This is a genomic window from Marinobacter sp. 1_MG-2023 (assembly GCF_030549045.1).
Lineage (GTDB): Bacteria > Pseudomonadota > Gammaproteobacteria > Pseudomonadales > Oleiphilaceae > Marinobacter.
In genome coordinates this window covers 730,772-754,781 of sequence record NZ_JAUOST010000001.1, presented here as the reverse complement: position 1 = coordinate 754,781, position 24,010 = coordinate 730,772, and the positions used below count along the sequence as shown (strand labels likewise).

The window sequence follows — 24,010 nt, the reverse complement described above, 5'->3', positions numbered from 1 at the left end:
CCATTGTGTGGGAGAACAACCCCAAAATCTGCGTGGTTACTACCACATAACCCGCCCCTACCACTCAAGGGGTAGAGGGCTTATAACCCCGGTTGGAGGAAAGCATGCCGCTCCTGGCGGCGACTGAAGCGGGAATACAAAAACTGACAGAGGCCCAGCAGCAAAAACAGAATCATGAACACGGCACTGCGAACACCCAGCCAGTGATTTGCGGCACCAAAAATAACGGGCAACAAAAAAGCCACGGAACAGGCACTGACCAACAGCAACCCAGCCACAAACGCAGCGTTCTGGCGACTTTCTATAATCACAATTCTCTGCAGGCTACCCATGGCACACCCAAGCGCCACCCCGAGTACCACCACAAAGATGCTTTCAACGATCATGGGCAACGCAAATTCGACCTCGATCGTTGCATCCACCCCCCGGATAAACAAGGTCATAGGCGGGTAGGACAATACCAACAGTGCCGCCAGGCCGACGAGAAGTGACCGGCCGATAACTCGGTGGCTGCCGTGGAGATCGGACAGACCCCCGCCCAGAATCTGGGCCAACGCCCCAGGAAGAATAAACCATTGCGCAAGCCCGGCACCGGACCCAACCTGCAGCTCGAATTGCGAAGAAAGATAGTCTGGAAGCCACAGCGCCAGGGCGAAAAAACTTCCTGCAATGACACCGAAGTATGCGCCATGCTGCCAGACCCCCTGACGCCTGAAGCGTTGGAACAGCACCCGGATGGAGGTTTCGGTTTCCGGGTCTGCAATCGCATCTTCCGGATCTGAAAGCAGTATCAGAAGTGCAAGTACAAGCAGAAGAACAATCAGATAGGCAAGCGGAACACCTTGCCAGGAGAAAGCTTCGTGAAATAGCGGGACAAGATAATAGGTAAACCCTGCGCCGGTAACGCCTGAGCCAAAAATACCAAGAACAAGTCCGAGTTGATGACTCTGGCATTTACTGATTACAAACTGTAAGCCGGCACTATAAAACCCGCCAGCCAACCCAAGCCCCCCAGCCGCCAGGAGGTAACCGGGGAAGGTGTCCGTTGTCAGCAGTATGACCATGCAAACGGCAAGTCCGGTGAGACAAATGAGCATAACGCGGCGCGCACCAAACTTTCGGGCTGCCAGTCCGGCGGGAACCGCCAATACGGCGCTGACCGCCATGGGCATAGCAAGCAGTAGCCCGAATTGCAGATCAGTGAGACTTAATTCGGCGCGCAGGTGGATCCCGGCTACCGCAAATAGCGTCCAACAGCCCGCTGCGATAACAAACCCCGTCACCGCAAGCGGCAGAATCACGGCAAGTGACGCCAGCCGTTCATCCTCCTGATCCGCCTCAGACCTCATTTGCCAACGCCTTTGTGAATATTCTTTTACGTTGCCTTTCAGTTTCTGATTTTGCCCTGATGCAGGTCAAAGACTATGATGGGTTACCGACCATTGGGGTAATTGACTATCCTCAAGGAGGTATTCCGGCCCGGCGACTGTAAAGACGAGATTCAATGAAATCCAGAAGCCCCCTTGTTAATCGCATAGCTGTCGTTGTTTGCGCCGTGGTGTTGACAGCGCTTGTCAGCATGACCACGACCCTTGCGGTTTCGAAGAGTATTGAAGGAAACGCCACCGCCATTAACCTTGCAGGCGCGCTGCGTATGGGCGCTTTCCGCTTGCTGGCTCATGCCGCAGGCCCGGTGGATAGCCTTACTTCAGCAAATAGCATCAAAAGCCTCGCCGCCGAATATGAAGACAATCTGACCGACAACCTGATTACCCGGGCAATTCCGGGGTCAGCAGACCACCCCTTGGCAAACCAATACCGCACCATCCAGGCCTATTGGAAACAGACTCTGCGCCCTAGCCTGGAAAATCATCCACACGGGCTGCCGGTCAGCGCCAACATGGTTGCGGCCACAGAAGCCTACGTGGATTCGGTAAACCAGCTGGTCAGCATGCTCGAGCGCCGGACAGAAGCCCGAATCGACCTGTTGCACCTTATCCAGATAATCAGCCTGGCTTTCTCTGTGTTGATCATCATTGCCCTGTTCGTTGATCTGAGAAACCGGGTTCTCAAGCCGCTGCGCAAGCTCGTCAGTATTGCTGTGGCGGTTGGTGAACAGGACTTTTCCCGTAAGGCAAACCTGAAGGGAACCGATGAACTTGCACAACTGGGCAGTGCGTTTGATCAGATGAGCAGCGAACTTGCTCTCACCTACTACGAGCTTGAGGAGCGAGCCCGCAGCAAAACCGAAGAGCTGGAAAAAAGCCATACCGCGCTTCAGTTACTTCATAACGCCAGCCGTAACCTTTTTGCTAATCACGACCTTTGCAGTGGCGCGGTTCCCATGCTGCAGGAACTTGAACAACTTCTGGGCATCGGCCCAATTCTGCTCTATCTCCACGATAAAGAGTCAACAGAACCTGTGCAGGCGGTAACAACAGCGTCAGCGGATCGGCCCTTCTATTGTCGCGACCACCACTGCAACGCTTGCTTGGTGACATCGGAAATTTATGACGAACTCCCGATAGAAGAACACGACGGTCGCAGGCTGTTGCTACCTATCCGAACCCCGAGCGGGCTCCTTGGCACTCTGGAGGTGTGGTACCCTGCCGGCAAAGGCCTCTCTGAAACTGCTCGTCGCCTATTGGAGACGCTCAGTGACCAACTGGCTACCGCTATTTTCCTCGAACGACAGATAACCGAACAGCAGCAGATTACGCTGGCCGAAGAGCGCACCGTGATAGCGCGGGAACTCCACGACTCCCTGGCCCAATCGCTGTCTTATCTAAAAATGCAGGTGGCTCGTTTACGCCGCCTTAACATTGAGGGCAGCCAAAAACCCGCTCACGACGCGATACTGGAAGAATTGAGTACCGGTTTGAACAGTGCCTACCGCCAGCTTCGAGAGTTGTTGGCCACGTTCAGGCTGAAGCTGGACACACCGGACCTGGCAACGGCGCTGCGCAAAACCATCGAGGAGTTCTCGGGCCGTTTAGAAAAACCCGTAAAGCTGACATACAACTTGCCGCCGCAGGCGTTATCACCCAATGAGGAGATTCACACCCTGCAGATCGTAAGGGAAGGCCTTGCCAATGCAGTTAAACATGCTGACGCCACTGAAATTTTTGTAGAGGTAGTGTTTGAATCTCCCCAGGTAAAAGCAAGAATAAAGGATAATGGTAAAGGTTTGCCCGAGAATGGGCAGCCGACCAATCATTATGGTTTGATTATCATGCAGGACCGCGCGCGCACACTGGGGGGCCAGGTTGCCGTGCGAAACCGTGAAGAAGGTGGTGTTGAAGTCAGTTTAACGTTCGTCCCCAAAAGCCGACACCTGATCCCGACCGAAACATCAAGTACCTAAATAAAGGAAGCGAAGTACCATGTCTGATAAACCGTCTGATACACCTGCAAGCATATTGCTGATCGACGACCACCCACTGCTGCGCCAAGGTATCAAGCAGCTCGTCGAGATGGAGGACGACATGGTTGTGGCTGGTGAAGCCAGCAACGCAACAGATGGGATTCGGCTGGCGACCGAACTGGAACCTGATCTCATCCTGATGGACCTCAACATGCCAGAAATCAGCGGCATCGATGCCCTGAAAAAACTGCGGGAACTGAACGTAAGCTCGCGCATCGTCATGTTTACTGTTTCTGACCAGGAGGACGACGTAGTCGCTGCCCTGCGTGCCGGTGCCGACGGCTACCTTCTGAAAGACATGGAACCGGAAGATATGATCGCCCAGCTCCACCAGGCTGCAGTGGGCAAAATGGTGATCAGTGACCGGCTAACTACACTGCTTGCTGAGGCCTTGCGTTCCAACAAGCCACAACAGGCATCGCGACCTGATTTTGACAGCCTGACACCTCGGGAAAAAGACATACTCCGGCTTATCGCGGAAGGACTGTCCAACAAGATGATCGGTCGGAAGCTGGACATCAGCGACGGCACGGTAAAAGTGCACGTAAAACACCTGCTTAAAAAGCTCAGCTTGCGCTCACGTGTAGAAGTCGCGGTATGGGCTGTCGAAGAGGGCCTGCACAAGGGCTGAGCTATATCAAATCAAGTACTGGCGGTTTTGGTTACTCTGGGCAGATCGAATTCACTGCCCGGAGTTGATTATGGCCCTGCCATCGCTTGCTGCCTTCCCACTGCGCACTAACCCTTTGATAAGCGACGCCCTGACGCTGCTCTCCGAGTATCTTCCCTCCCCCTCCCCTTTGCTCGGCGCTATAGACCGTGCAGTGCCCATGCCTGTAAAACAGCTTGTCGCGGAAGAGCCCCTGAACCGTATCTTCGCCACCGCCATTGCCGAGGGTGAATTTGACGATTTTGAAGGGCGCCGCATCCGGCTGGAAGTTAACGGTGGTCAGCCGGGAATCACCTTCGGTTTTTGGGCAGGGCGGCTCCGGGTGCTGGAAGGCGCAGGTGAAGCGACAATCCGGGGCTCTCTCTCTGCTTTCAAAACCCTGGCCGAACGGCGACAAGACCCTGACCAACTTTTTTTCCAGCGTCGCCTGGTGATTGAAGGGGACACCGAACTGGGGCTGGGCTTAAAGAACCTGCTGGACAGTCTTGATTGGAACCTTAATATCCGCCAACTGCTCTTCTTCTGACCGCAATCCCGCTTCGGGAAACTTTGGAGAATTCGAATGGCGAAAGTCGTTGTTATCAGGGAACTCAGGCTCGGCATACTTAAAACGTTTGCCGGCACCAACACTGATACCGGCATCTACAAACAGGAAGTGGACTCCGCTTTCCTGAACACAAACGGCCTGAGCGGTGACCAGCAAGGTGACAATAATCACCATGGCGGGCCCGAAAAAGCCCTGCATCACTTCGCGTCAGACCATTACGCAAGATTGCGAAAAGAGCTTCCCGAGCTGGCCGCCAGCCATTGCAAGCCAGGTGCCTTTGGTGAAAATCTGGTGACCGAGGGTTTTACCGAAACCGATGTCTGTGTTGGCGATGTTTTCAAGCTTGGCGAGGCAGTGATTCAAGTGTCCCAGCCTCGCCAGCCCTGCTGGCGCCTGAACCTGCGCTTTGGCATATCGGATATGTCCCAAAGACTGCAAAACAGCCTCAGAACAGGATGGTACTACCGGGTGATGCAGCCAGGGCTGGTTCGCCGGGGTGACACACTTACCCATGAACAGCGGCCGAACCCCAGCTGGCCCCTGAGCCGGGTGTTGTCCCTTCTGTACGATGCCACACTGGAGCATGTCGCCCTCATGGAGATGGCCAATCTACCTCAGCTATCCCCTAATCTGCGCGGCCTGGCTCAAAAGCGGCTGGAAACCGGCAAGGTTGAGGATTGGGAGAGGCGGCTGTTTGATGGAACCAGATCCATACCTGGTTTGCCATACCAGTAACCGTTGCAGGGCGGCGCCTCCACCAGCTGCAATGGATCTGTGCCCGGAGCCTCGCCGCGGCGCACCTGATCATAACGGCGAACCACGTCCGCCATACCCTGATGTTCCGGGCTCAGGCGCACGGTGGCCACGCCCATTTCTTCCATGTCCGGCATTTCCCGCATCAGATCGTAGCGGGAACCCGACAGGGTCGAAATCCCGTTCAGACGAAACAGCTCCTGGGATTCCCGTGAACGCAGTTCCATACCATCAGGGTGCTGTAGGCAACGGAACTCACAGTTATCTTTGGGCAGATTGTAATGGCGGGCAGTAAAACAGCGGGACGACCAGGCCAGTGGCAAGAAGCCCCAGGCAAATACTTCTGCCGGCAAATCCAGCCCTTCGGCTTTGAGCTCTGAAATCAATTGCCGCAGGGTTTCACGGCCCAGTTCCACTGGCAGGTTCCAACCTTTCAGCCCCTGTTTCGCCAGCAGCTTCAGGGTCGCGGTGTTATAGATATTCATCGAGGGACCGGTCACAAACGGCAACTTGTTCTCTGTAGCCAACTGCAGCGCACTCTGGTCGTTGGCTTCAACGAGATACTCCTGCTGGCTGCATATTTTGCGCAGCGCCCGCAAATCCGCCTCGGACTCGATCAGGGTTTGCGTTGAAAGCACCACCTGTTTGCCGGCGTCTTTGAGAACGCCGGCAATGTCCAGCCAGTCCGCCAGCCTCAGTTCCCGGCGGCGGGAGCACACGGTTTCCCCGAGGTAGACAGTATCTACGGGCCATTCGGCTGCATTGGCGTAAAAATCAAATACGGTTTGCTTGGACCAGAACCAGAGAATCGGGCCCAGAGAAAGCTTCATCATGGGTTACTCCGCCTTATTTCCATTTGCGATGATAGGCGCCGATGGTGGTCAGGCCACCCTCCGACAAGCCCGACAGCGTGTTGTTCCAGGCAGGATCCACACGGAAACCGTCTGTACCGGCATCCAGCCTATCCAGTGCCTGGCGCCAGGTGCGGGCGACATCGGCAATATAGGACGGACTGCGTTGGCGACCTTCAATCTTTACTGCGCTGATACCCAGTTCTTTTAGCTCCGGCAGCAGATCCAGAGTGTTCAGGCTCACTGGCTCTTCGATGGCGTGATACACACTACCCTCGACCTCAAAGCGGCCTTTGCACAGGGTTGGATAACCGGCAGACTCGCCTTTGCCGTATCGGTCAATGAGCACATCGTTAAGGCGGGATTCCAGCCCGCTGGGGGTTTCCTGCCAACGCACCGCCTTGGCTGGAGAGCATGCACCGCGGGTATTCGGGGATTCATCGGTCAAATAGGAAGACAGGTAGCACCGCCCTTCTGCCATGATGCAGAGACTGCCAAAGGCAAATACCTCCAGCTCTACCGGGCTGTGTTTCGCGACACCGCGTACCTGGTCTATAGACAACACCCGGGGCAACACAGCCCGGCGTATACCAAAGTTGTCTTTGTAGAAACGAAGGGCCTCGTAGCTCGTGGCAGAGCCCTGCACAGAAAGGTGCCGGTGAACCTGTGGGTATTTGTTGGCTGCGTACTCCAGCAGCCCCATATCGGCCAGGATAATGGCATCCACCCCCAAAGACGCTGCGCGATCGACAGCTGACTTCCAGGTTTCCCAGCCATCTGGCTGCGGATAAGTGTTGATGGCACAAAACACCCGGGCGCCTTTGCTATGCGCATACTCAATGCCTTCGCCTGCGCGCTTGTCATTAAAATTGAGCCCGGCGAACTGGCGCGCATTGGTGCTGTCCTTGAACCCCAGATACACGGCGTCTGCTCCGTTATCCACCGCTGTTTTCAGAGCCGGCAAGCTACCGGCCGGGCAAACAAGTTCCATGGGCTCTCTCCGCATCAAAGTTCGCAAAACCATACTCTGGAGTTCCGTGGACGGCATTGACCTTTGTCAGCGTGCGGAGAGTTGTTGCATATAAAACATGCAGTTAACACTTGATGACAAATTTACACAGCAAAATGCTCGTTACTACAGATATCCAATCAATATGCATGGAGCTAACTGCTACACTTCTTCACAATAATTCCAATTAACAATAAGAGAATCCGGGATGAAAAATGTCATCAACAACCTCTCCATGCGTGGCAAACTCATAACGCTTGTCGCGCCGGCATTGCTAGTTATCATCTACTTTGCGATTGAGAGCATCACCCGAAACTCCGGAGAACTCGACGACATGCGCCAGCTGCAGGCGCTGGTTCAGCTTGCGGATAGTGGTGATCCGCTGATTGAAGCTTTACAGCTGGAACGGGGCCGCTCCGCCGTAGTGCTTTCAAGGGGCGTAGACCGAGAAGCCGCACAGCAGGCAGAGCAGGCACTGCTCAACCAACGCAAAAATACGGATACACGACTGGATGATTACCAGTCTCAGACAACCCGTCTTCAACAAGAGGTCAGCTTCGGCCCTGCCATCACAGCCAGTATTGAGGCGGTTCGGGACAGCCTTAATGCTCTCGGAGAACTCCGTAGCCAGGCCGACAAACGTTCGATTGACAGCCTTGAAGCAGAGGCTCGCTATACCCAGTTGATCACCGGATTGATCAATCGGATCCCTATGGTCATTTCCAGCTCTACCGACTCCCAACTAACCCGGGATCTCAATGCATACTATGCTTTGGCAGAGGCGGCTGAGGCAGCCGGGCGTGAGAGTGCCGCAGGGGCAGCACTGATAAACCGGGGCAGCTTTGACCTTCCTGCGGCTCAGAGGATAGCTGCGTTCGGGGGGCGCCAGGAAGCCTTTATCCATGAAGCCGGCGCCATGCTGGCAGATGAATCTGAGTTACTTTTGACGCTTAAAACGCTGCCTGAGACAGATGAAAGTCTCGACCTGCAAGAAAAGCGCAATACTTTATTCCGCAGCCCTTCAGGCTTGTATGGCCTCGATGCAACAGAATGGTTTGTCAGCACCACAGAGCAACTGGGCAGACTGAACAGTTTGCGAAAAACCCTGATCGATGTTGCCTCATCTTCTGCATCTCACGGCGTAGCTGATGCACGCCAGCGCCTGATCATCTCATCCGGGATCGCTGCAGTTGCCATCGTAGTGGCAATTGTCCTGATGATGCTTATGGTCAGTGCTATCAACCGACAGATCAACGGTTTGCTCGATAGCGTCCGGTTTGCGACCGACAATAAAGACCTTACACAACAGATTCACATATCCAGCAAAGACGAGGTCGGCACCATCGGACGAGCACTCAACGAACTGTTCGGCCGTTTTGGCCACGCTCTTCAACAAATTGACAGAGGCTGCGTGCAACTTGCAACCGCAACCGAGGAGACCAGCGCCACCGCTGGAGAAAATGCGACTCAGGCCCAAAACCAGCAGGAACAAATAGAACAAATAAGCGCGGCCACCGAGGAAATGACCTCCACGTCTGAACAGATTTCCCAGAATACCCAGCAAGTCGCAGACGCCGCCAGTAACGTCATGGAAAGAAGCCGGGCGGGTGAAGAGGTGCTGCAAGGCAGCGTAAACCGCATCCGCTCTCTGGCTGACTCGGTGAAAGACGTAAACGACGTTATTGAAGAACTGGAGAAACGCAGCGGCAGCATCGTGGAAGTGATGGATGTTATCCGCAAAGTGGCTGATCAGACCAATCTGCTGGCGCTGAATGCAGCGATAGAAGCGGCGCGGGCCGGTGAACATGGCCGGGGGTTCGCGGTGGTCGCCGACGAGGTTCGTACTCTGGCCCGGCAGACGCACGAATCCACAACACAGATTGAGGATATTATTAATGGCTTTCAGGTGATTACTGAGAATGCGAGCCGCTCTATCATCGCCAGCCATAAACTTGCCAATGAAACCAGTGAGCAATCTTCAGAGCTTGAACAGACGTTTGCCGACATACTCGGAGATGTTAACAGCATCTCCGACATGGCCACACAGATCGCCGCTGCCTCTGAACAACAGGTAGCGGTAACCCGGGAGCTGGCCGTAAACATGGAAGCCGTCAGTGGAGTGGCCATGCTGACGCTAACAGGCTCCCAGGAAATTTCCCATGTAACCAGTGAGCAAGCCAGGCTTGCCCGGCAGCTTCAGGATCTTGCCAACGAGTTCAAGGTTTCAGCAGCCTGAACTCATAGCATTCCCTATAAAACGGGAGCAAAAGGCTCCCGTTTTATAGTCAGGCTTTCTGCGCAAAGGGGTCAGACCACATCGCTATCCGACTTGCGCGCCTGAATGGCGTCTTTAATCACCGCGCCACAGATAACCACCAATACACCGAGGGTCAAAGCCGGCCAAGCCAGAATATAAGTACCGTATGCCAGTTCACTCATGAGCGTGCTCCTTCAGGGATCATCGTGGATTCATCTTCATCTGTCGCATTGTCATAATCGCCAACGCGCTGCTTGATCAGATCAAAATCGAACCTTTCTTTATTAAACAAAGCCATTGCAGTGCAAACGATGGTGCTGGCGCCGTAGGCTGTCAGAGACGCGGTAAGCACCATGTAGTCACGCAGGAAACCTGTGGCGTAAACCACCATGATCGCCCCAGAAATCGCACCTACAATCAGGCCAACCGTGCGACCGAAGAAACCGAACGCCATCAGCCCGAACACGACGGCAGCGCCAACCGATGCCAGCACTTCAAAGAACAGCACAGTTGCCCCTGTCATCTCCAGAAGCTCGAAACGAGCAATGCAGAACAGTGCCATGGCTACGACGACAGACCACGTAAAGGCGGCATTGGTAACTCTGTCCCAATAGCAACTAACAATAACCGGGAACACAATGGCGCCCCAAAGTGCACCCACGAAGACCAGCATCACCAATATATCCAGAGAGAAGCTCGCGAAGATCAAGCCCGCCGCGGTTGCGACAACCATAGTGATGCGGCCTACCAGCAACATAACCTTAGGATTAGGGTTTTCTCTGGCAATATTCTTGCCGTAGATATCGGCCATAACAATCGTCGACAAGGCGGACAAATCAGAGTCTGCAGTCGAAGACAAAGCGCCAATCACCAGCACGAAAAACAGGGCCACAAAGGCAGGCGGCAGATACTCGGAAACCATCTGGGGAATCAGGTTATTCATATTTCCATTAACCGGCTCCATACCCACGGTCAGTGCCATCAACCCAATCATCCCAAGGCCGATAACAATCGCGCCATACCCTAGAGTGGCAGTAACAAATGTGCGTTTGATGTGTTTTTCTCGCACCGCAAACAGGCGCTGGGATATGGTCTGATTGCCAATGGCGTAGGCAAGTACCGCCACAAAAAAAGGCGCGCCTTGATTCATGATGGCGTCTACCGAGAAAAAATCCGCCTGCTGGCTGGTCAGATTTTCAAGGCCGTCAACCATCACAGATGGCCCGCCAATCGAAAATAGCACCGCCGGAATAATAACGACGGCGATCGCCATTAGCGCAACAAGCTGGGCAAAGTCGGTGAACACAGAGGCACGGAAACCCGAGGTGAGCGTGTAGCTAAGCACGCCGACGCCCGCAATAATTACACCCGTCTGGAATGACAAAGGTGACAGCACTGAAACCAGTGCTCCGGCTGCGGTGAAGTTCACCATCAGGCTGATCACACTACCAAGAATATTGGAGCCGGCCAGAATCAACTGGCTGGACGACCCGTGGCGGGCGTGAATCAACTCACCAAGGGTGTGGCCATTAGGAGCGAGTTCCCGAAATCGACGGCCAAACGGGTAGATGAATAGAATCATCAAAGCACCCCAAAGACCATAATGGACGGGGCCAGACACACCGTAAGTGTATCCGGAGGTAGCGGCAGCATAAAAAGACGCAGCCCATATCCAGGTTGCGGTCATACTTGCCGCGCCCATGCCGAAACCCACGTTATGGCCAGCAACCATAAAGCCGGAGGTGTCCTCTTCTTTTTTGCGAATAAGCAAAGTGAGCAGGTAGGTGCCGCCATAGAAGGCGATCAACAACATCATGATCGTCAGTACGGAAAACTGAGCAAAGCCATTCTCGTTCAAATCAGTACCTCTTTTTTTACAGCGGTGGCCGGCAGAACAGCGTCCATCCGGAAAAATCGACAGCCGGAGACACAAGCAGCTAATAAAGCTCGCAGTGCGCGGAGAATAGAAACGTGAAGAACACCGAAAGGTGTCGGCGGTAGCAAAGGTGCTAGTGCGCCAAAGCGTCAGGGTCGCTATGGAAAGCGGAAGCGGATATACAACCTGGAGATTTGCTTAGTAGTCATTGCATTTACAGCCTCTTCAGCCCTGAACCAGATTGGCAAGGCCCACTTTTCTCTTGCAGAAAAGCAGTCCGTAAAAAGCACGCAAGCAGCGCAAGGCCATAATTCAGGGGCGATTAATCTGAAATTCCCGTGAGGAAGCGCAGGAAGTTACGCGAAAATCGGGCACGAGTCCAGTATTTAGAGGTCATAATAATTTTCCGGGGCACAGAGGGCCCCGGATTAAGATCTGGATGAAATACAATCAGATAATGCGTGAAAACCGCTGGCTGGCGCCTTCTTTGCGATAAAAATCGAAAATCTGACAGATTGCCCGAATCAGCAGCCGACCTGCTGGCTCGACCTGCAGCACACGCCCATCATCACCAATCAGCTCATCGGCCATCATCGGCCTCAGACGGGTAAGTTCATCCGCAAAGTAGCGGTCAAAATCTTCCTGCCATTCAGCCGAAAATTGCTGGCGATCGAGACGGAACTGGCAGATAAGCTGGCCAATCACCCAGCGGCGAATGCGATCATCCCGCGTCAGGTTGACGCCTTTGGTGATCGCCAATTGTCCAGCGTCTATGGATGCTTCCCAGGCGGGCAGATCATGGTTGTTCTGGAAGTAGGCATCGTCGGTCTGGCCGATAGCCGACACACCCAGAGATACCAGGTCGCAGTCCGAGTGGGTGGTGTAGCCCTGGAAGTTCCTGTGCAGCCGCCCGGCACGTTGAGCCACGGCCAGGCTATCATCCGGCTTGGCAAAGTGGTCCATGCCGATGTATTCGTAACCCGCCTCAAGCAGGCGGTTGATCGTGTTATGCAAAATGCTCAGCTTCTGTTGCGGCGACGGCAGCGTGTCGTTCTTGATTCGGGTTTGCGGATAAAAACGATCCGGCAGGTGCGCATAACTGAACACAGACAGCCTGTCTGGTGACATATCAATCACTGACTCCAGAGTGTCCGCAAAGCTTTCTGGCGTCTGGTGTGGCAAGCCATAAATCAGGTCAAGGTTGATGGACCCGAAGCCTAGTTGCCGGGCTTCGCGTAACACAGCTTCGGTCATTTCCCGGGGCTGGATACGGTTGACGGCTTTCTGAACTTCCGGGTTCACATCCTGCACACCCAGGCTGATGCGGTTGAAGCCGAGCTTCCAGAGTGTGGACAAGGTATCCTGATCCACCTCACGCGGATCTATCTCCACGCTGTAATCGTGCTCATCGCCGCTTTGCAGGTTGAATAGATCAGCATAGCCCGCCATCAGCTCCTGCATCACATCGTTCGGCAAAAAGGTGGGTGTACCACCACCCCAATGCAACTGCTTTACCGGGCGGTCCGCGCCAAACAGCTTCGACTGCATGGCCGCCTCTTTCAGAAGCCGCTCAACATAGGGCATCGCCTTGTCACGCTTCTTGGTAATCACCTTGTTGCAGGCACAGTAGTAGCAAAGGTGCGCACAGAACGGCAGGTGGGTATAAAGGGAGAGCGGTCGACCGCTGGCCTTGCTGCGAGCCGCAGCCTCCATCATCTGCTCCACCGGATAGTTCTGATCAAACTCCACGGCGGTCGGATAAGAGGTATAGCGCGGCCCGCTGAGATCGTAACGTTTGATCAGTGCATCATCCCAAATGAATTCCGGAAGAGTGGATTCAGCAGCCTGAGGTGCGGAGTTGGAAGCCATAATAAAAACTCTGAGCGTTTGATTTGTGGAGCCAGCAGAAGTGCGATGCATTGTAGGCGAGGCTGGCTGAGCGCATCTTGATACGAGTCATTTTGACGAATAACAGGATTTTATCAGCTTGGCGCCTGAACTACCCTTGTGCCTATTGCGTATTCTGGCTACCTACTATGGGTTAAGCGCCCGGGCGATTCCCAGGGCAAACAGACCAACAACACGCCAGAAACCGGAGCCTAACCTCACATGCCCAACCTGATTCTGATTCTTGGTGATCAACTGACAACCGATATAAGCGCTCTGGATGGCGCCGACCCAGCGCGTGACCGAATCCTAATGGCGGAGGTACACGAGGAGGCCAGCTACACCAACCACCACAAGAAAAAACTGGTTCTGCTTTTCAGCGCCATGCGCCATTTTGCCCGGCAGCTGGAGAACGACGGCTGGCAGGTTCACTACCAGTACTATCACCCGGAAAACAGCGAACAAAGTCTGGAAGGCGTCATTTCAGGCGTTCTGGCAGGCTTCGATCCAGATAGAATTATTACGACTGAATGTGGTGAGTGGCGCCTGCACGATCAGATCACCCAGTGGCAGGAGCGCCTTGGTGTGCCGGTAGAAGTCCGCGCCGACACCCGGTTTATCGCTGACAAGAGCGAGTTCGCAGACTGGGCCAAAGGCCGCAAGCAGCTCCGTATGGAGTACTTCTACCGGGAAATGCGGCGCAAAACCGGCCTGCTGATGACGCCTGAAGACAAACCGGAGGGCGGCAGCTGGAATTTCGATGCTGATAACCGGAGCAAATGGAGTGGTAAGCCACCCGCCCCCGCGCCCTTCAGAGTAGAGCCAGATGCCATAACTCGTGACGTTATAGGCCTGGTTGAACAACATTTCCCCGAACACTTTGGCACCACCGAGGACTTTCACTTCGCCGTTACACCCGAGGATGCGCAAGAAGCCCTGGACTACTTTATCGAGTTTGCCCTGCCTTGCTTCGGCGACTATCAGGACGCCATGTCGGATAGCGAAGACTGGTTGTTCCACTCGATTCTTTCGCCCTACATCAATTGCGGCTTGTTGGATCCACTATCCGTTTGTGAAGCGGCTGCAAGAGCCTGGTACGCCGGCCAGGCCCCCATCAATGCTGTGGAAGGTTTTATTCGCCAGATCCTCGGCTGGCGCGAGTTCGTGCGGGGCATCTACTGGCTACTCATGCCGGGCTACGCCAAAGAAAACCGCCTGGGCAACAGCCGCGCCCTGCCCTGGTTTTACTGGACCGGTGACACGAAAATGCGCTGCATGCACAAAGCCATTGATGCCACCCGTCGCAATGCCTACGCCCATCACATTCAAAGGCTGATGGTCACCGGCAACTTCGCGCTGCTGGCAGGCGTCAAGCCGGAGGAGATCTGCGACTGGTATCTGGCCGTCTATGCTGATGCCTACGACTGGGTTGAGCTGCCCAATGTGCTGGGCATGGTTATGCACGCAGATGGCGGCTACCTGGGTTCAAAGCCTTATGCCGCCAGCGGCAAGTACATTCAGCGGATGTCTGACCACTGCACCAATTGCCATTACAAGGTCAGCAGGAGCACCGAGCCAGATGCCTGCCCATTCAACTCTCTCTACTGGCACTTCATTGACCGGCATCGAACAGATTTCGAGCGCAACCCTCGCATGACGATGATGTATCGCAACTGGGACAAACAGAAACCTGAAAAACGCGAGGCATTACTGCAAAGAGCGAGCTATCTGCTGGAGCACCTGGACGAACTCTGAGCAGGATGTCAGGGCGGCCCTATCTCGCAAGCCAACACCAGCGCCCAGAACTCAGAGAAGTCATTCACTACCACATCCGGTTTATCCGGGTGCTTATGGGTACCCGGAAATATGCGGTTCAACCAGGGCAAATCCCATTGCGCACCGTTAAAGAAGACAGACGTCATACCCGCTCGCTTTGCAGCAATCACATCCGTGGTACTGTCACCGACGTACCAGACACTGGGGTCAGGAGGGTAATCAAGCTTCTGCACCGCCAGCAAAAGCTGATCCGGGTGCGGCTTGCGCAAGGGCGTGTCATCGCCGCAGACATCCACATCAAACAACTCGACCCAACCTGTGTCTTCTACGGCAGCCAGTTCATGCTCGAAAAACTCCCGGTCGCGATTGGTGATGACACCCACCTGGATGTTGAGCCGCCGCAGCCCCTCGAGTACCTCCCGGACCTTTGCCTCAAAAGCTTTTACTGTGCCGTAGTGATTGCGGTAATGATGATTGAACGCTTTGTGGGCAACCTGCTTGGCCTCCTGATCATCACCGAAGAGCACTTCAAAAATGTCCGTGCGTGAAATCTTCCGGTCAGCTTTCACCCTGGGGTGAAGCTTGGCAAACTCGCGCACATAAGCAACGAGCCTGGCATCTTCCGGTGTTTTACTGTCTTCAGGCGCAACCATCCGCTCCATAAGACCGAGTTTGTGAAAATCCGGGAACATGTCATCCACCGCGTGGTACATCGCATCCAGCGTGTCTACAAGCGTCGCATGCCAGTCGAACAGGACGACTTCAGGGCGGATGAGCCGGACCACGGCAGGATGCCAATCAGGCTCTATACGAGGTTCAGGGCGAGCAGGCGACGGAAACGGGGCGGGGCGAACCTCTGCAGGAGCGCGCATGAACTTCTCCGGCTCATCGCGCTCAATCAACGCAAGCAGGTCCATCAACTCTTCAAAGCTGTCGAGCACTGCCAGAGGCGCATCACGTTTGGAGAACCAGCTGCGAATGCGGTCTGCATCCCACTGGGCGCCATTGTAGAAAACGCCGGAAATTCCTCCACGACTTGCCGTAAGCATGTCGACATAACTGTCACCGATGTACCAGGCGTTCGCATCTGCCGGCAGATGAAGCTGCTCAAGAACCCTGCTGATAACCTGCGGGTCCGGCTTGTATTCCGTAACATCATCGGCGCATACAATGGCCTCAAACAGGTTTTGCCAGCGCCCTTCATCCACGGTTTTAAGTTCTTTCTCGAGAAACTCACGGTTCCTGTTGGTGACTACGGCCAGGCGAATACCCATGGCCTTGAGCGCAGAAAGGTAGTCGTAGGCTCCTGGCTGAAACGGACGGACTTGCCCGAAATAGCGCCGATAGGCCTCATTGTAGGCCTGATGGGCAACCAGCTTTGCGGCTGTGTTGTCGCCGAAAACCGCGTTAAAAATATCCGTTCGTGACACTCGCCGCTCTGCGAGAATGCGCGGGTGCAAGCGCCGAAAAATACGAATGTAACGAACCAGCCTCACATCATCGGCAGTACGACACTTTTCTTCCGGCAGCAACTGCTCCACCAACCCAAGCTCTTCCAGTTGCGGCAGCATATCCTCCATCGCACTGAACATGGCATCGTGGGTATCGACCAGCGTTCCATGCCAATCAAATATCAGCACCGAAGGTGCAGACAGGCGCTCACTCAAGCGATCCATAAACAATCCTTTGGCGTTCCAGAAACGTATCTATAAACCCTATTCACCAGTTAAAACCATATTGGCCCAATGCACAAAAAACCACACCTGCCTGAGAAAACATGTCCGGTTTGCCAGCATCCCTTCAGCTGGCGCAAGAAATGGGCTAAAGACTGGAACAGTGTGCGCTACTGCAGCGAACGCTGTCGTCGTAACAGGGCGTCAAAACTGTGAGCACGGTGGTCTGGTTCAAACGCGATCTTCGGGTTCAGGATCACCCGCCACTGCACTATGCGGCAGAGCTGGGCGAAGCCGTAATTCCCCTCTACGTTATAGAGCCGGAGTATTGGCAACTGCCCGACACATCCCGGCGGCAATGGCTTTTTATCGAAGACTCTCTCGCGGAGCTGAACCGAGAACTGCCCGAGTTACCAGGGATTGCTTCGGATGGCGGCCAACCGGCCGCGTCGGCTTATCAGCAAAGCCGACCCCGCCAGAGCCAGCGAGATCAGCATTGGCCATACCAGCGCCCATACCTGGTAGGATGCCGGCAGCCAAACCGGCGCTTTAACCAGTCCGGCCACGTCCCACGGCATCCACCAGAAGGCAATCAGGCTCGCAGTGACCGCCGCCAGCCATCCCGCCAACAGCATCGGTGGGTTATGGCCTGTTTCGAGTTTTGCTGACAGAGTCCACAGGTAGCGCAACACCAGTAGCAAGGTAGCAATTGCTCCCGCCGTCATCAGGGGAGACAGGTAACCGGCCAGCGCGAAGTCCAGTGAGTCTTCCGCCAGGCCAGCTTTCATGGCCAGTTTCGCAAGCGCACCACTGGTGAATGGCAGACCTGCCAGGGACAATCCGGGCAAAGCAATCAATATCCAGGTAACGACCTGCCCCATGCGGCCGGCCGGCAGTGACACGCCCGCTGACAGAAACAGACTGCCCTTCGCCAGGCCATGATGCAGAGCATACAAGCCAATCACAGAAAACAGGACCGGTGCTCGTTCCGGATCGGCTAGCGCAGCTCCTAACATCAGCACCATCAGCCCCATCTGGCTGATACTGGAATAGGCCAACACAGCCTTGGGACGATGCTGCAACACGCCGAGGATGGCGGCGCCAATAGCACCGACCGCACCAGCAATTACCATCGAGGCGCCCCAACCGCTCAAGGCTACCTCGCCAAACGGCAATGTCACCAACCAACCCAGCAACCCGGCCTTTATCATCGCGCCGCTGAGCACGGCACTGGCAGGGGTAGGCGCAACCGGGTGAGCCAGAGGTAACCAGAAATGCAATAGGGGTAGCCCCGCTTTGACGCCGAAGCCGGCAATCAGCAACGCCACGATCAGATCCCTTTGAGGTGCCCGGGCCAAGGCCGTAGGAAGGTCCGTAAGCAGCTGACTATCTGCGGCCGACGCTGCAAGCAACAGACCCGCGAGAATGGACATTTCACCCAACACCGCCATCGCCATATAAACCCGTCCGGCATAGTGGGCTTCTTTTGTCCCCTCGTGCACTATCAGGCCATAACCTGCGAAGGTCATGAGCGCAAAAAAGCTGTAAAAACTGCCAATATCCACGGCCATGGTAAGGCCCAGATTGCCCGCCAGAGTCAGCCCCCAGCACACACAGAAGCGCCGCATATGAGGTAACGCCAGGTAGCCCACCGCATAGACACCGGCCACCGTCCACAAGACCGCGGTCAGCAGCAGAAACAGACGTCGCAGGTCATCCATGGCCCACAATCCGCCATTCAGCAACCAGGGCAACTCCAGTTGCCAGCCAGAGTCGCTGCTTACCGCCAGAAAAAATGCGGGCAGTGGCAGCAGCGGCAGGGCAAAACACATTGCCCTGTGCCAGTTCGCTCGCAGCGCCATCACGGGATATAACAGGGGCAAGCACACCGCCAGCACAGCGAGGCCCGGCTCAGCAACCATCATGGCGCATACTCCCGCAATACAATCAGTTCAGCCCAGGACAACGGGCTGAATGGGAGCGAAGCCAGTACACCTATCACCACGGTCACAACGGCCGTCAGCAATGGCGGCCAGAATAGCCACGGGCTGGTTTCCAGCCGCCCCCAGTGGCGCTCCTCTGGCCAGGCTCCCTTCACTTCCCGGAACCACAGCCGGTGAACAATAGGCAAAAAATATGCGGCATTGAGCAAGCTGCTTCCCACCAGCACCAGAATGACCCAGTCCATATTCACGGCCAGGGCGCCGCTACCCATGACCCACTTGGTAATGAAACCCGCCAGGGGCGGAGCTCCAATCATGCCGAACGCACCAATGGTAAAGGCCACGGAAGTCCCCGGCATGCGTTGCCCGGCACCGTCCATTTCATCAATTCGATGGATTCCCAGTGTTTCCGCGTAATTGCCGGCACAGAAAAACAGGGTAATTTTCATTATGCCCTGATGCAGTAAATGAACCAGTCCGCCAACGGCGGCTAAAGGCCCAGCCAAAGCAATGCCGAGGATAATGTAAGACACCTGGCTTATCGTCGAAAATGCCAGCCGTCGTTTCAGATCGACCTGCCATATCGCCCGGGTGGAAGCGTAGAGGATGGTGAACGCAGCCAACCAGGAAAGTGGCGCAAGCAGCCCCAGGGCAGACGAAGCCTCAACCCCGTATACATCGTAAACCACCCGCACGATTCCGAAAGCACCGGCTTTGACTACCGCCACAGCGTGCAGAAGCGCACTCACCGGGGCGGGAGCTACCATTGCCTGGGGCAACCAGCCATGCAGAGGGAACAGTGCAGCCTTTACCCCCAGCCCTGCCACCAGCAATATGAAAATCAGAACCAAAGAGCGATGAATATCCGGGTCAGCATCAACGAAATGACCACCGTCACGAAACGACAGATCACCGGCCAAACTGTGCAGCCAGGCAATAGCGAACAGCAGAACGGCACCGCCAGTGAGCGTATAAATCAGGTAAGTCCGCCCTGCCCTCAGCGCCTTTTCGGTGCCGCGATGAACCACCAGGGGATAGGTAGACAGCGTCAGCATTTCGTAAAACAGAAAGAAAGTGAACAGGTTCCCCGCCAGCGCTATCCCCATGGTACTGGCGACACACAGGCTGAAAAAACCGAAGAACCGCCTGCGGTTCGGAGAGTCTTCAAGATACCCAACTGCGTAGATGGTGGTCAGCAGCCAGAGTACCGCCGAAAGGCCCGCAAACATCATTGATAGCGCATCCGCCCTCAGCACAAAGGTCACGCCCGGCAGCATAGTGAAGCTAACGCCATAGTTCACGCCGTGAAACACACCCCAGACCATCACAATCACGACCACGAGCTTCAGCACGGCAGCGCCCAGGTTGACCGATGTCCGCCGAACATAACCCGTTTCCGGCAAGGCAAAGATCACCAGAGAGGCCGCGAGTGATATCATCAAGGCGAAAACCGGAAGCCACTGCTCAAGTGTCATGGCGCGCCCTCCTCTGCAAATGGCAACGCCATCACGGATAGCACCTGTTCTGACACGAACCCAAGCCCCAGCGCCATTAGTGCCAGAACCATCGGGATGACCTCCAGGCTTTTGGACGGATGAAAGAACTGGTCGGTTTCCGGAATTTCTGCAAACGAAGCCCGGTAAATCCGGAACAAATAAGCCGCAGACAGCAGGCCGCCTGCAAGTAATACCAACGCCCACCACCACTGGCCACTGCCCAGACTGGCTTGCAGTAACAGCCACTTGGCTGCGAATCCGCCAGATGGGGGCAAGCTCATCAACGACACCCCGGCCAGACCAAAGGAAAACAGAGAAAACGGCAGAAAGCGGCTGACACCGGCCAGGGCATCAACCCGACTGCTTCCAACCGACAGAATGAGGTTACCGGCTGCCAGGAACATGGCAGCTTTGGCAAGCGCGTGGCTGATCACCTGCAAAGTAATACCTTGCTGAGCTTGCAGAGATATTGAATCTGAGACTGAGTACGTCAGCGGAAACAATAGAAACAGGTAACCAATCTGTGCCACGGAAGAATAAGCCACCACCTGCTTCAGCTGTACTTGCTTACACGCAAGCCAACTGCCCCAGATCACCGCGGCACTGCCCATAAAACCAACAGCCTGTGCCGCCGCCTGGTTGCCAAGCGATTCGCCGAACGCTAACCACAACCGGGCCGCGATGTAGAAAGACGCTTTGACCACCAGTGCCGACAAGAGAGCGCTAACCGGGGATTTCGCGATTCCGTGGGCTGGCGGCAGCCAGCGATGGAGGGGAAACAATGCCGTTTTCAATGCAAGGCCCGTAACCATCAACGCAAGCGCCAATCCGGGTCCGGCAGAGGCCGAATGGCTATCCAGCCACAACACTACTCCGGCGATAGATAAGGTACCAAACTGCCCGTATATCAATGCCACGCCCAACAGATAGGCCAGGGATCCAAGCAGCGCCGCAAGCAGATACCGGATCGAAGCCCGCAGAGCGTTGGCATTACCACCGAGAGCAACAAGACCCACGGCCGAGAGGCTGATCAGCTCCAGGCCTACGTAGAGATTGAACAGATCACCACCCAGCCAGACCGCGTTAAGCCCGGACCAGAGAAACCAGAACAAAGGCCAGAAATACCTGTGCCAGGACTTGTGCCGGTCAATATAGACGCCTGCATGAAGACCGCAGGCACTGGCCACCGCTGCGGTAAGCAGAACAAACGTAACCGCAAGCCCATCCACGCGAAGTTCGATGCCCAGAGGGGCGCCCCAGCCCCCTAAGTCGTAATAAAACCCTCCGTTCTGCGCAACCGTCAGCCACAACCCCAGCGAAACAAACACCTGAACCAGAATACCCACCCAGGTAACCCGACGACCCCAGACAAAATCGGTTAACAGCGTTAGAACCGCCCAGGCCAACGGAGTAAACAACAAACCTGCCATCAGCCACAGCGTCATAGCGGGCCACCTTCACGGGAATCGGCCTCTCCCTCAAGGCTCGCCATACCCGACTGGTGGTAATAACGCCGTATCAGCACCACAGCCAGTGCGGTGGCGGCAATAGCCACCACAATTCCGGTTAACACCAGAGCCTGGGGCACTGGGTCGGGTCCGACATGATGCTGGGGCAGCCCCACCATAATCAGAAATACCCCGGAGCCCATAATATTGAAGGCGAGCAGCTTACGCAGCAGGTGCGACAGACGCAGCAACCCGAACAGGCCAATGCCACAGAGCACGGCCCCGGCCATTGCATACAGCAAGGATGGCGTCATGACGGATCACCCTCCTCCGGATCCTCAGCGTCGTTGACCGGCGCAGACACAAATAACGCCAACAAGACCATGGCAATGGACAGTGTCAGCACGGATTCGATCACCAGAATCAGAGGCTTGGCCATTCCGGGCGGATAGGCTAAAAAGGCATCTCCTCCGATAACACTCACAACCGCGGCCAGCAAAAACACGGAAAAACCCAGCGACAAACCCAGCCGCAACAGCAACCCCGGACGCAGAAACTCCATGGGGATTCCGCCAAGACGCATCAATACGCCGGTAGCAGCGAGCACCGCGCCGGCCTGAAACGCCCCTCCTGGGCGATCGGCGCCGGCCCATAGCAGATAGCCTGCCAGCACCATCATCAGTGGTATAAACCAGCGCTGCAGTGCATAGAGCAGAGGGTCCGAGGTGCGCAGTTCCGGGTCCTCAAGCGACGTGGTTTTAGACATGGATATCCCGGCAATGCCGGCAATTACCAGAACACCAATCTCCAACAACGTATCGTAACTGCGAAAGTTCAACAGCACGGCGGTGACCGGGTGCTCGACGCCGCTTCGGCTCATATTTTCAGACAGCAGCTGCGACAGGTTTCCCTGGCCAGGATCGCCGGCGATAACCCAGATACTGGCTCCCAAAACAGCGCTGAAAGCAATACACGCGAGAGCAATAAAACAGGTGCGCAAAGCCCGGATCATGACTGGTCACTCCCTTGCCTATGCGACCCACGCGCCTGCCTCAACGCCGTCTGACGCTTGTTACCAAGGTGGCTGACAGCATCCAGCAAGAGCACCCCGGTAAGGCCGGCTCCGATAGCCGCCTCCGCCAAAGCAATGTCGGGCGCCTGAAGTCGCACCCAGGCGACAGCCATCAACAGCCCAAAAGCAATGAACACAACGACTGCGCGAAACAAATCCCGGGACAATAAGGCCGATGCGGCTGTGGCCAACAGCGCAAACACCAGAAGTCCATCCAGCAACCAGTCAGTCATGGGAGCCTTTTGGTTCAGAGTCGTCACCTTGCTGCAAGCGAGCAGCCCGGGCGATCAGGTGAGCAGAGGTGGCGCTGGCTGCGAGGGCCACCACCCAGATCAGGAGCACTTTTACGCCGATCGCCAGTGACGCGGCATTCAGCACCAGCGCAAGAATAATAAATCCAAGCCCGAGATTATCGACCTTGGTAAGCGCATGAATCCGCAACAGAGTATCTGAAAAGCGGAACAGACCCAGAGTACCAATTGCGAAGAACAGGCATCCAGTAACCAGTAGTATTCCCTGCACCACCTGAACGAACGCCATCACGATGCCCTCCGGTCAATTTGGATAACCCGCGTAACGAAACCGACAATAGCCAGAACAGACAGCAATGCTAGAACGAGGGCTACATCCCTTAGTGCTGGGGCAACCTGGGCTTCCGCCAGAACCAGCAATAAAGCAACCCCGGTAGTGCCAAACAATTGCGACGCCAGCATACGGTCTGACGATGTCGGCCCCCGCCAGATCCGTACCAATGCCACCAGTAGCGTCAGCAGAAGAAAAACGGCAACCGCATTGAACATAAGTGTCATCTCGCGCCCTCTGAATGGCATGTTTCGTCCGGCAATGGCAAACCAAAAACACGCGCAACCTTTTGCTCCGCAGCCCTGACGTCCTCTTCAACGGAGCTTTGCGTATCCAGGCAGTGCAGCTCCAGTCGAGGTCCGTCAAGGCTGACACTCAGCGTACCAGGCATCAGTGACAAGGCATTGGCCAGCAGCCAACGTGGGCTGCCCTCGGGCAAGGTCAGATGAACCGTGAAGTAACCTGGGTCTACCGGCAACGATGGTGACAATACACGGCGAGCCACATCGATGCCGGCCACAACGGATCGGCCAAGGAAAAACAGCACAAATAGCCACAACTGCACTGGACGAATTCGGGCAGTACCCCGCGGGTAAAGCCGCATAGAAACCGCTGCGACCAGAATCGCTATGACCAGACCAAATCCGATTCCCGAGACATCGCCTTCGGTGAACGCCCACCACACCAGAAGGAGCAGGATTACTCGGCCCAAGATGGTTGCAACTGTCTTCATTGGCACCCCCTGC

General features: G+C 55.5%; 23 protein-coding genes and 1 pseudogene. 8 read left to right on the top strand and 16 right to left on the bottom strand.

What is annotated here, in order from left to right:
* Positions 1-80: 80 nt before the first annotated feature.
* A complete protein-coding gene (locus Q4606_RS03445) occupies positions 81-1,349 on the bottom strand; it encodes a nitrate/nitrite transporter (protein ID WP_303606667.1) in 1,269 nt (422 codons plus the stop codon).
* Between the two features lie 155 nt (positions 1,350-1,504).
* Here Q4606_RS03445 and Q4606_RS03440 point away from each other — a divergent pair, with 155 nt between their 5' ends.
* From Q4606_RS03440 to Q4606_RS03425, 4 genes are all read left to right on the top strand, one after another.
* A complete protein-coding gene (locus Q4606_RS03440; RefSeq protein WP_303606666.1) occupies positions 1,505-3,364 on the top strand; it encodes a histidine kinase in 1,860 nt (619 codons plus the stop codon).
* A gap of 19 nt (positions 3,365-3,383) precedes the next feature.
* Positions 3,384-4,055 (top strand): two-component system response regulator NarL, encoded by a 672-nt coding sequence (narL, locus tag Q4606_RS03435; RefSeq protein WP_303596589.1) that lies wholly within the window; start codon positions 3,384-3,386, stop codon positions 4,053-4,055.
* A gap of 70 nt (positions 4,056-4,125) precedes the next feature.
* Positions 4,126-4,620 carry an SCP2 domain-containing protein gene (locus Q4606_RS03430; protein ID WP_303606665.1) on the top strand — a complete coding sequence of 165 codons (495 nt, stop codon included), beginning with the start codon at positions 4,126-4,128 and terminating at the stop codon, positions 4,618-4,620.
* Between the two features lie 36 nt (positions 4,621-4,656).
* Positions 4,657-5,376, top strand: coding sequence for an MOSC domain-containing protein (locus tag Q4606_RS03425; RefSeq protein ID WP_303606664.1), 720 nt, complete (start codon positions 4,657-4,659; stop codon positions 5,374-5,376).
* On the opposite strand, the gene Q4606_RS03420 is transcribed toward Q4606_RS03425, so the two are convergent.
* Positions 5,286-6,227, bottom strand: coding sequence for a U32 family peptidase (locus Q4606_RS03420; protein WP_303606663.1), 942 nt, complete (start codon positions 6,225-6,227; stop codon positions 5,286-5,288). The two genes, Q4606_RS03425 and Q4606_RS03420, sit on opposite strands and share 91 nt — an antisense overlap.
* Before the next feature lie 13 nt (positions 6,228-6,240).
* Positions 6,241-7,236 (bottom strand): peptidase U32 family protein, encoded by a 996-nt coding sequence (locus Q4606_RS03415; RefSeq protein WP_303596594.1) that lies wholly within the window; start codon positions 7,234-7,236, stop codon positions 6,241-6,243.
* 226 nt (positions 7,237-7,462) lie between these two features.
* Between Q4606_RS03415 and Q4606_RS03410 the strand changes: the two genes are divergently transcribed.
* The gene (locus tag Q4606_RS03410) at positions 7,463-9,490 is read left to right on the top strand and encodes a methyl-accepting chemotaxis protein (RefSeq protein ID WP_303606662.1); all 2,028 of its coding nucleotides are present in this window, start codon (positions 7,463-7,465) and stop codon (positions 9,488-9,490) included.
* A gap of 71 nt (positions 9,491-9,561) precedes the next feature.
* Here the strand turns inward: Q4606_RS03410 and Q4606_RS03405 are convergent, their stop codons facing one another.
* The 3 genes from Q4606_RS03405 to hemN all read right to left on the bottom strand — a co-directional run bounded on the left by Q4606_RS03405 (position 9,562) and on the right by hemN (position 13,256).
* The gene (locus Q4606_RS03405) at positions 9,562-9,693 is read right to left on the bottom strand and encodes a putative transporter small subunit (RefSeq protein WP_303596596.1); all 132 of its coding nucleotides are present in this window, start codon (positions 9,691-9,693) and stop codon (positions 9,562-9,564) included.
* Positions 9,690-11,369, bottom strand: a complete 1,680-nt coding sequence (locus Q4606_RS03400; protein ID WP_303606661.1) for a sodium:solute symporter family protein — start codon at positions 11,367-11,369, stop codon at positions 9,690-9,692. Before Q4606_RS03400 ends, Q4606_RS03405 begins: the two co-directional genes overlap by 4 nt.
* A 468-nt stretch (positions 11,370-11,837) precedes the next feature.
* Complete coding sequence (gene hemN / locus Q4606_RS03395; protein ID WP_303606660.1) at positions 11,838-13,256, bottom strand: oxygen-independent coproporphyrinogen III oxidase; 1,419 nt, start codon at positions 13,254-13,256, stop codon at positions 11,838-11,840.
* Between the two features lie 240 nt (positions 13,257-13,496).
* Between hemN and Q4606_RS03390 the strand changes: the two genes are divergently transcribed.
* Positions 13,497-15,029, top strand: a complete 1,533-nt coding sequence (locus Q4606_RS03390; RefSeq protein ID WP_303606659.1) for a cryptochrome/photolyase family protein — start codon at positions 13,497-13,499, stop codon at positions 15,027-15,029.
* Between the two features lie 8 nt (positions 15,030-15,037).
* Here the strand turns inward: Q4606_RS03390 and Q4606_RS03385 are convergent, their stop codons facing one another.
* Positions 15,038-16,726, bottom strand: a complete 1,689-nt coding sequence (locus Q4606_RS03385; RefSeq protein WP_303606658.1) for an HAD family hydrolase — start codon at positions 16,724-16,726, stop codon at positions 15,038-15,040.
* Between the two features lie 69 nt (positions 16,727-16,795).
* On the opposite strand from Q4606_RS03385, the gene Q4606_RS03380 reads away from it, so the two are divergent.
* Together Q4606_RS03380 and Q4606_RS03375 are read left to right on the top strand one after the other, a co-directional pair.
* Positions 16,796-16,939, top strand: a complete 144-nt coding sequence (locus tag Q4606_RS03380; RefSeq protein WP_303606657.1) for a DUF2256 domain-containing protein — start codon at positions 16,796-16,798, stop codon at positions 16,937-16,939.
* A pseudogene (locus Q4606_RS03375) lies at positions 16,936-17,121 on the top strand (deoxyribodipyrimidine photo-lyase); the annotation flags it as partial. The gene Q4606_RS03380 and the pseudogene Q4606_RS03375, both read left to right, overlap by 4 nt.
* 12 nt (positions 17,122-17,133) lie before the next feature.
* Here Q4606_RS03375 and Q4606_RS03370 read toward each other — a convergent pair.
* Genes Q4606_RS03370 through Q4606_RS03330 form a run of 9 tightly spaced genes read right to left on the bottom strand, consistent with a single transcriptional unit; the run spans position 17,134 to position 23,997 of the window.
* Entirely contained in the window at positions 17,134-18,648 is a 1,515-nt protein-coding gene (locus Q4606_RS03370; RefSeq protein ID WP_303606656.1) for a complex I subunit 5 family protein, read from the bottom strand.
* Entirely contained in the window at positions 18,645-20,141 is a 1,497-nt protein-coding gene (locus Q4606_RS03365) for a complex I subunit 5 family protein (RefSeq protein WP_303606655.1), read from the bottom strand. Before Q4606_RS03365 ends, Q4606_RS03370 begins: the two co-directional genes overlap by 4 nt.
* Entirely contained in the window at positions 20,138-21,607 is a 1,470-nt protein-coding gene (locus Q4606_RS03360; protein ID WP_303596619.1) for a complex I subunit 5 family protein, read from the bottom strand. Before Q4606_RS03360 ends, Q4606_RS03365 begins: the two co-directional genes overlap by 4 nt.
* On the bottom strand, positions 21,604-21,924 hold the full coding sequence (locus Q4606_RS03355; protein WP_303596620.1) for an NADH-quinone oxidoreductase subunit K: 321 nt from the start codon (positions 21,922-21,924) through the stop codon (positions 21,604-21,606). The genes Q4606_RS03360 and Q4606_RS03355 overlap by 4 nt, the downstream gene beginning before the upstream one ends.
* On the bottom strand, positions 21,921-22,622 hold the full coding sequence (locus Q4606_RS03350) for an MnhB domain-containing protein (RefSeq protein ID WP_303606654.1): 702 nt from the start codon (positions 22,620-22,622) through the stop codon (positions 21,921-21,923). Before Q4606_RS03350 ends, Q4606_RS03355 begins: the two co-directional genes overlap by 4 nt.
* The gene (locus tag Q4606_RS03345) at positions 22,619-22,915 is read right to left on the bottom strand and encodes a hydrogenase subunit MbhD domain-containing protein (RefSeq protein WP_303606653.1); all 297 of its coding nucleotides are present in this window, start codon (positions 22,913-22,915) and stop codon (positions 22,619-22,621) included. The genes Q4606_RS03350 and Q4606_RS03345 overlap by 4 nt, the downstream gene beginning before the upstream one ends.
* On the bottom strand, positions 22,908-23,222 hold the full coding sequence (locus tag Q4606_RS03340) for a monovalent cation/H(+) antiporter subunit G (protein WP_303596623.1): 315 nt from the start codon (positions 23,220-23,222) through the stop codon (positions 22,908-22,910). The genes Q4606_RS03345 and Q4606_RS03340 overlap by 8 nt, the downstream gene beginning before the upstream one ends.
* On the bottom strand, positions 23,222-23,491 hold the full coding sequence (locus tag Q4606_RS03335) for a monovalent cation/H+ antiporter complex subunit F (protein WP_303596624.1): 270 nt from the start codon (positions 23,489-23,491) through the stop codon (positions 23,222-23,224). Before Q4606_RS03335 ends, Q4606_RS03340 begins: the two co-directional genes overlap by 1 nt.
* Entirely contained in the window at positions 23,488-23,997 is a 510-nt protein-coding gene (locus Q4606_RS03330; RefSeq protein ID WP_303606652.1) for a Na+/H+ antiporter subunit E, read from the bottom strand. Before Q4606_RS03330 ends, Q4606_RS03335 begins: the two co-directional genes overlap by 4 nt.
* Positions 23,998-24,010: the final 13 nt, after the last annotated feature.

What these genes read in the sequence shown, in the direction of transcription:
- Q4606_RS03440 (WP_303606666.1), top strand. Translation starts at nt 1,505, where the DNA reads ATGAAATCCAGAAGCCCCCTTGTTAATCGCATAGCTGTCGTTGTTTGC.
- Q4606_RS03445 (WP_303606667.1), bottom strand. Translation starts at nt 1,349, where the DNA reads ATGAGGTCTGAGGCGGATCAGGAGGATGAACGGCTGGCGTCACTTGCC.
- Q4606_RS03390 (WP_303606659.1), top strand. Translation starts at nt 13,497, where the DNA reads ATGCCCAACCTGATTCTGATTCTTGGTGATCAACTGACAACCGATATA.
- Q4606_RS03420 (WP_303606663.1), bottom strand. Translation starts at nt 6,227, where the DNA reads ATGATGAAGCTTTCTCTGGGCCCGATTCTCTGGTTCTGGTCCAAGCAA.
- Q4606_RS03415 (WP_303596594.1), bottom strand. Translation starts at nt 7,236, where the DNA reads ATGGAACTTGTTTGCCCGGCCGGTAGCTTGCCGGCTCTGAAAACAGCG.
- Q4606_RS03360 (WP_303596619.1), bottom strand. Translation starts at nt 21,607, where the DNA reads ATGACGCTGTGGCTGATGGCAGGTTTGTTGTTTACTCCGTTGGCCTGG.
- Q4606_RS03385 (WP_303606658.1), bottom strand. Translation starts at nt 16,726, where the DNA reads ATGGATCGCTTGAGTGAGCGCCTGTCTGCACCTTCGGTGCTGATATTT.
- Q4606_RS03345 (WP_303606653.1), bottom strand. Translation starts at nt 22,915, where the DNA reads ATGACTGACTGGTTGCTGGATGGACTTCTGGTGTTTGCGCTGTTGGCC.
- Q4606_RS03425 (WP_303606664.1), top strand. Translation starts at nt 4,657, where the DNA reads ATGGCGAAAGTCGTTGTTATCAGGGAACTCAGGCTCGGCATACTTAAA.
- narL (WP_303596589.1), top strand. Translation starts at nt 3,384, where the DNA reads ATGTCTGATAAACCGTCTGATACACCTGCAAGCATATTGCTGATCGAC.
- Q4606_RS03330 (WP_303606652.1), bottom strand. Translation starts at nt 23,997, where the DNA reads ATGAAGACAGTTGCAACCATCTTGGGCCGAGTAATCCTGCTCCTTCTG.
- hemN (WP_303606660.1), bottom strand. Translation starts at nt 13,256, where the DNA reads ATGGCTTCCAACTCCGCACCTCAGGCTGCTGAATCCACTCTTCCGGAA.
- Q4606_RS03365 (WP_303606655.1), bottom strand. Translation starts at nt 20,141, where the DNA reads ATGACACTTGAGCAGTGGCTTCCGGTTTTCGCCTTGATGATATCACTC.
- Q4606_RS03370 (WP_303606656.1), bottom strand. Translation starts at nt 18,648, where the DNA reads ATGATGGTTGCTGAGCCGGGCCTCGCTGTGCTGGCGGTGTGCTTGCCC.
- Q4606_RS03405 (WP_303596596.1), bottom strand. Translation starts at nt 9,693, where the DNA reads ATGAGTGAACTGGCATACGGTACTTATATTCTGGCTTGGCCGGCTTTG.
- Q4606_RS03380 (WP_303606657.1), top strand. Translation starts at nt 16,796, where the DNA reads ATGCACAAAAAACCACACCTGCCTGAGAAAACATGTCCGGTTTGCCAG.
- Q4606_RS03410 (WP_303606662.1), top strand. Translation starts at nt 7,463, where the DNA reads ATGAAAAATGTCATCAACAACCTCTCCATGCGTGGCAAACTCATAACG.
- Q4606_RS03350 (WP_303606654.1), bottom strand. Translation starts at nt 22,622, where the DNA reads ATGATCCGGGCTTTGCGCACCTGTTTTATTGCTCTCGCGTGTATTGCT.
- Q4606_RS03430 (WP_303606665.1), top strand. Translation starts at nt 4,126, where the DNA reads ATGGCCCTGCCATCGCTTGCTGCCTTCCCACTGCGCACTAACCCTTTG.
- Q4606_RS03355 (WP_303596620.1), bottom strand. Translation starts at nt 21,924, where the DNA reads ATGACGCCATCCTTGCTGTATGCAATGGCCGGGGCCGTGCTCTGTGGC.
- Q4606_RS03340 (WP_303596623.1), bottom strand. Translation starts at nt 23,222, where the DNA reads ATGGCGTTCGTTCAGGTGGTGCAGGGAATACTACTGGTTACTGGATGC.
- Q4606_RS03335 (WP_303596624.1), bottom strand. Translation starts at nt 23,491, where the DNA reads ATGACACTTATGTTCAATGCGGTTGCCGTTTTTCTTCTGCTGACGCTA.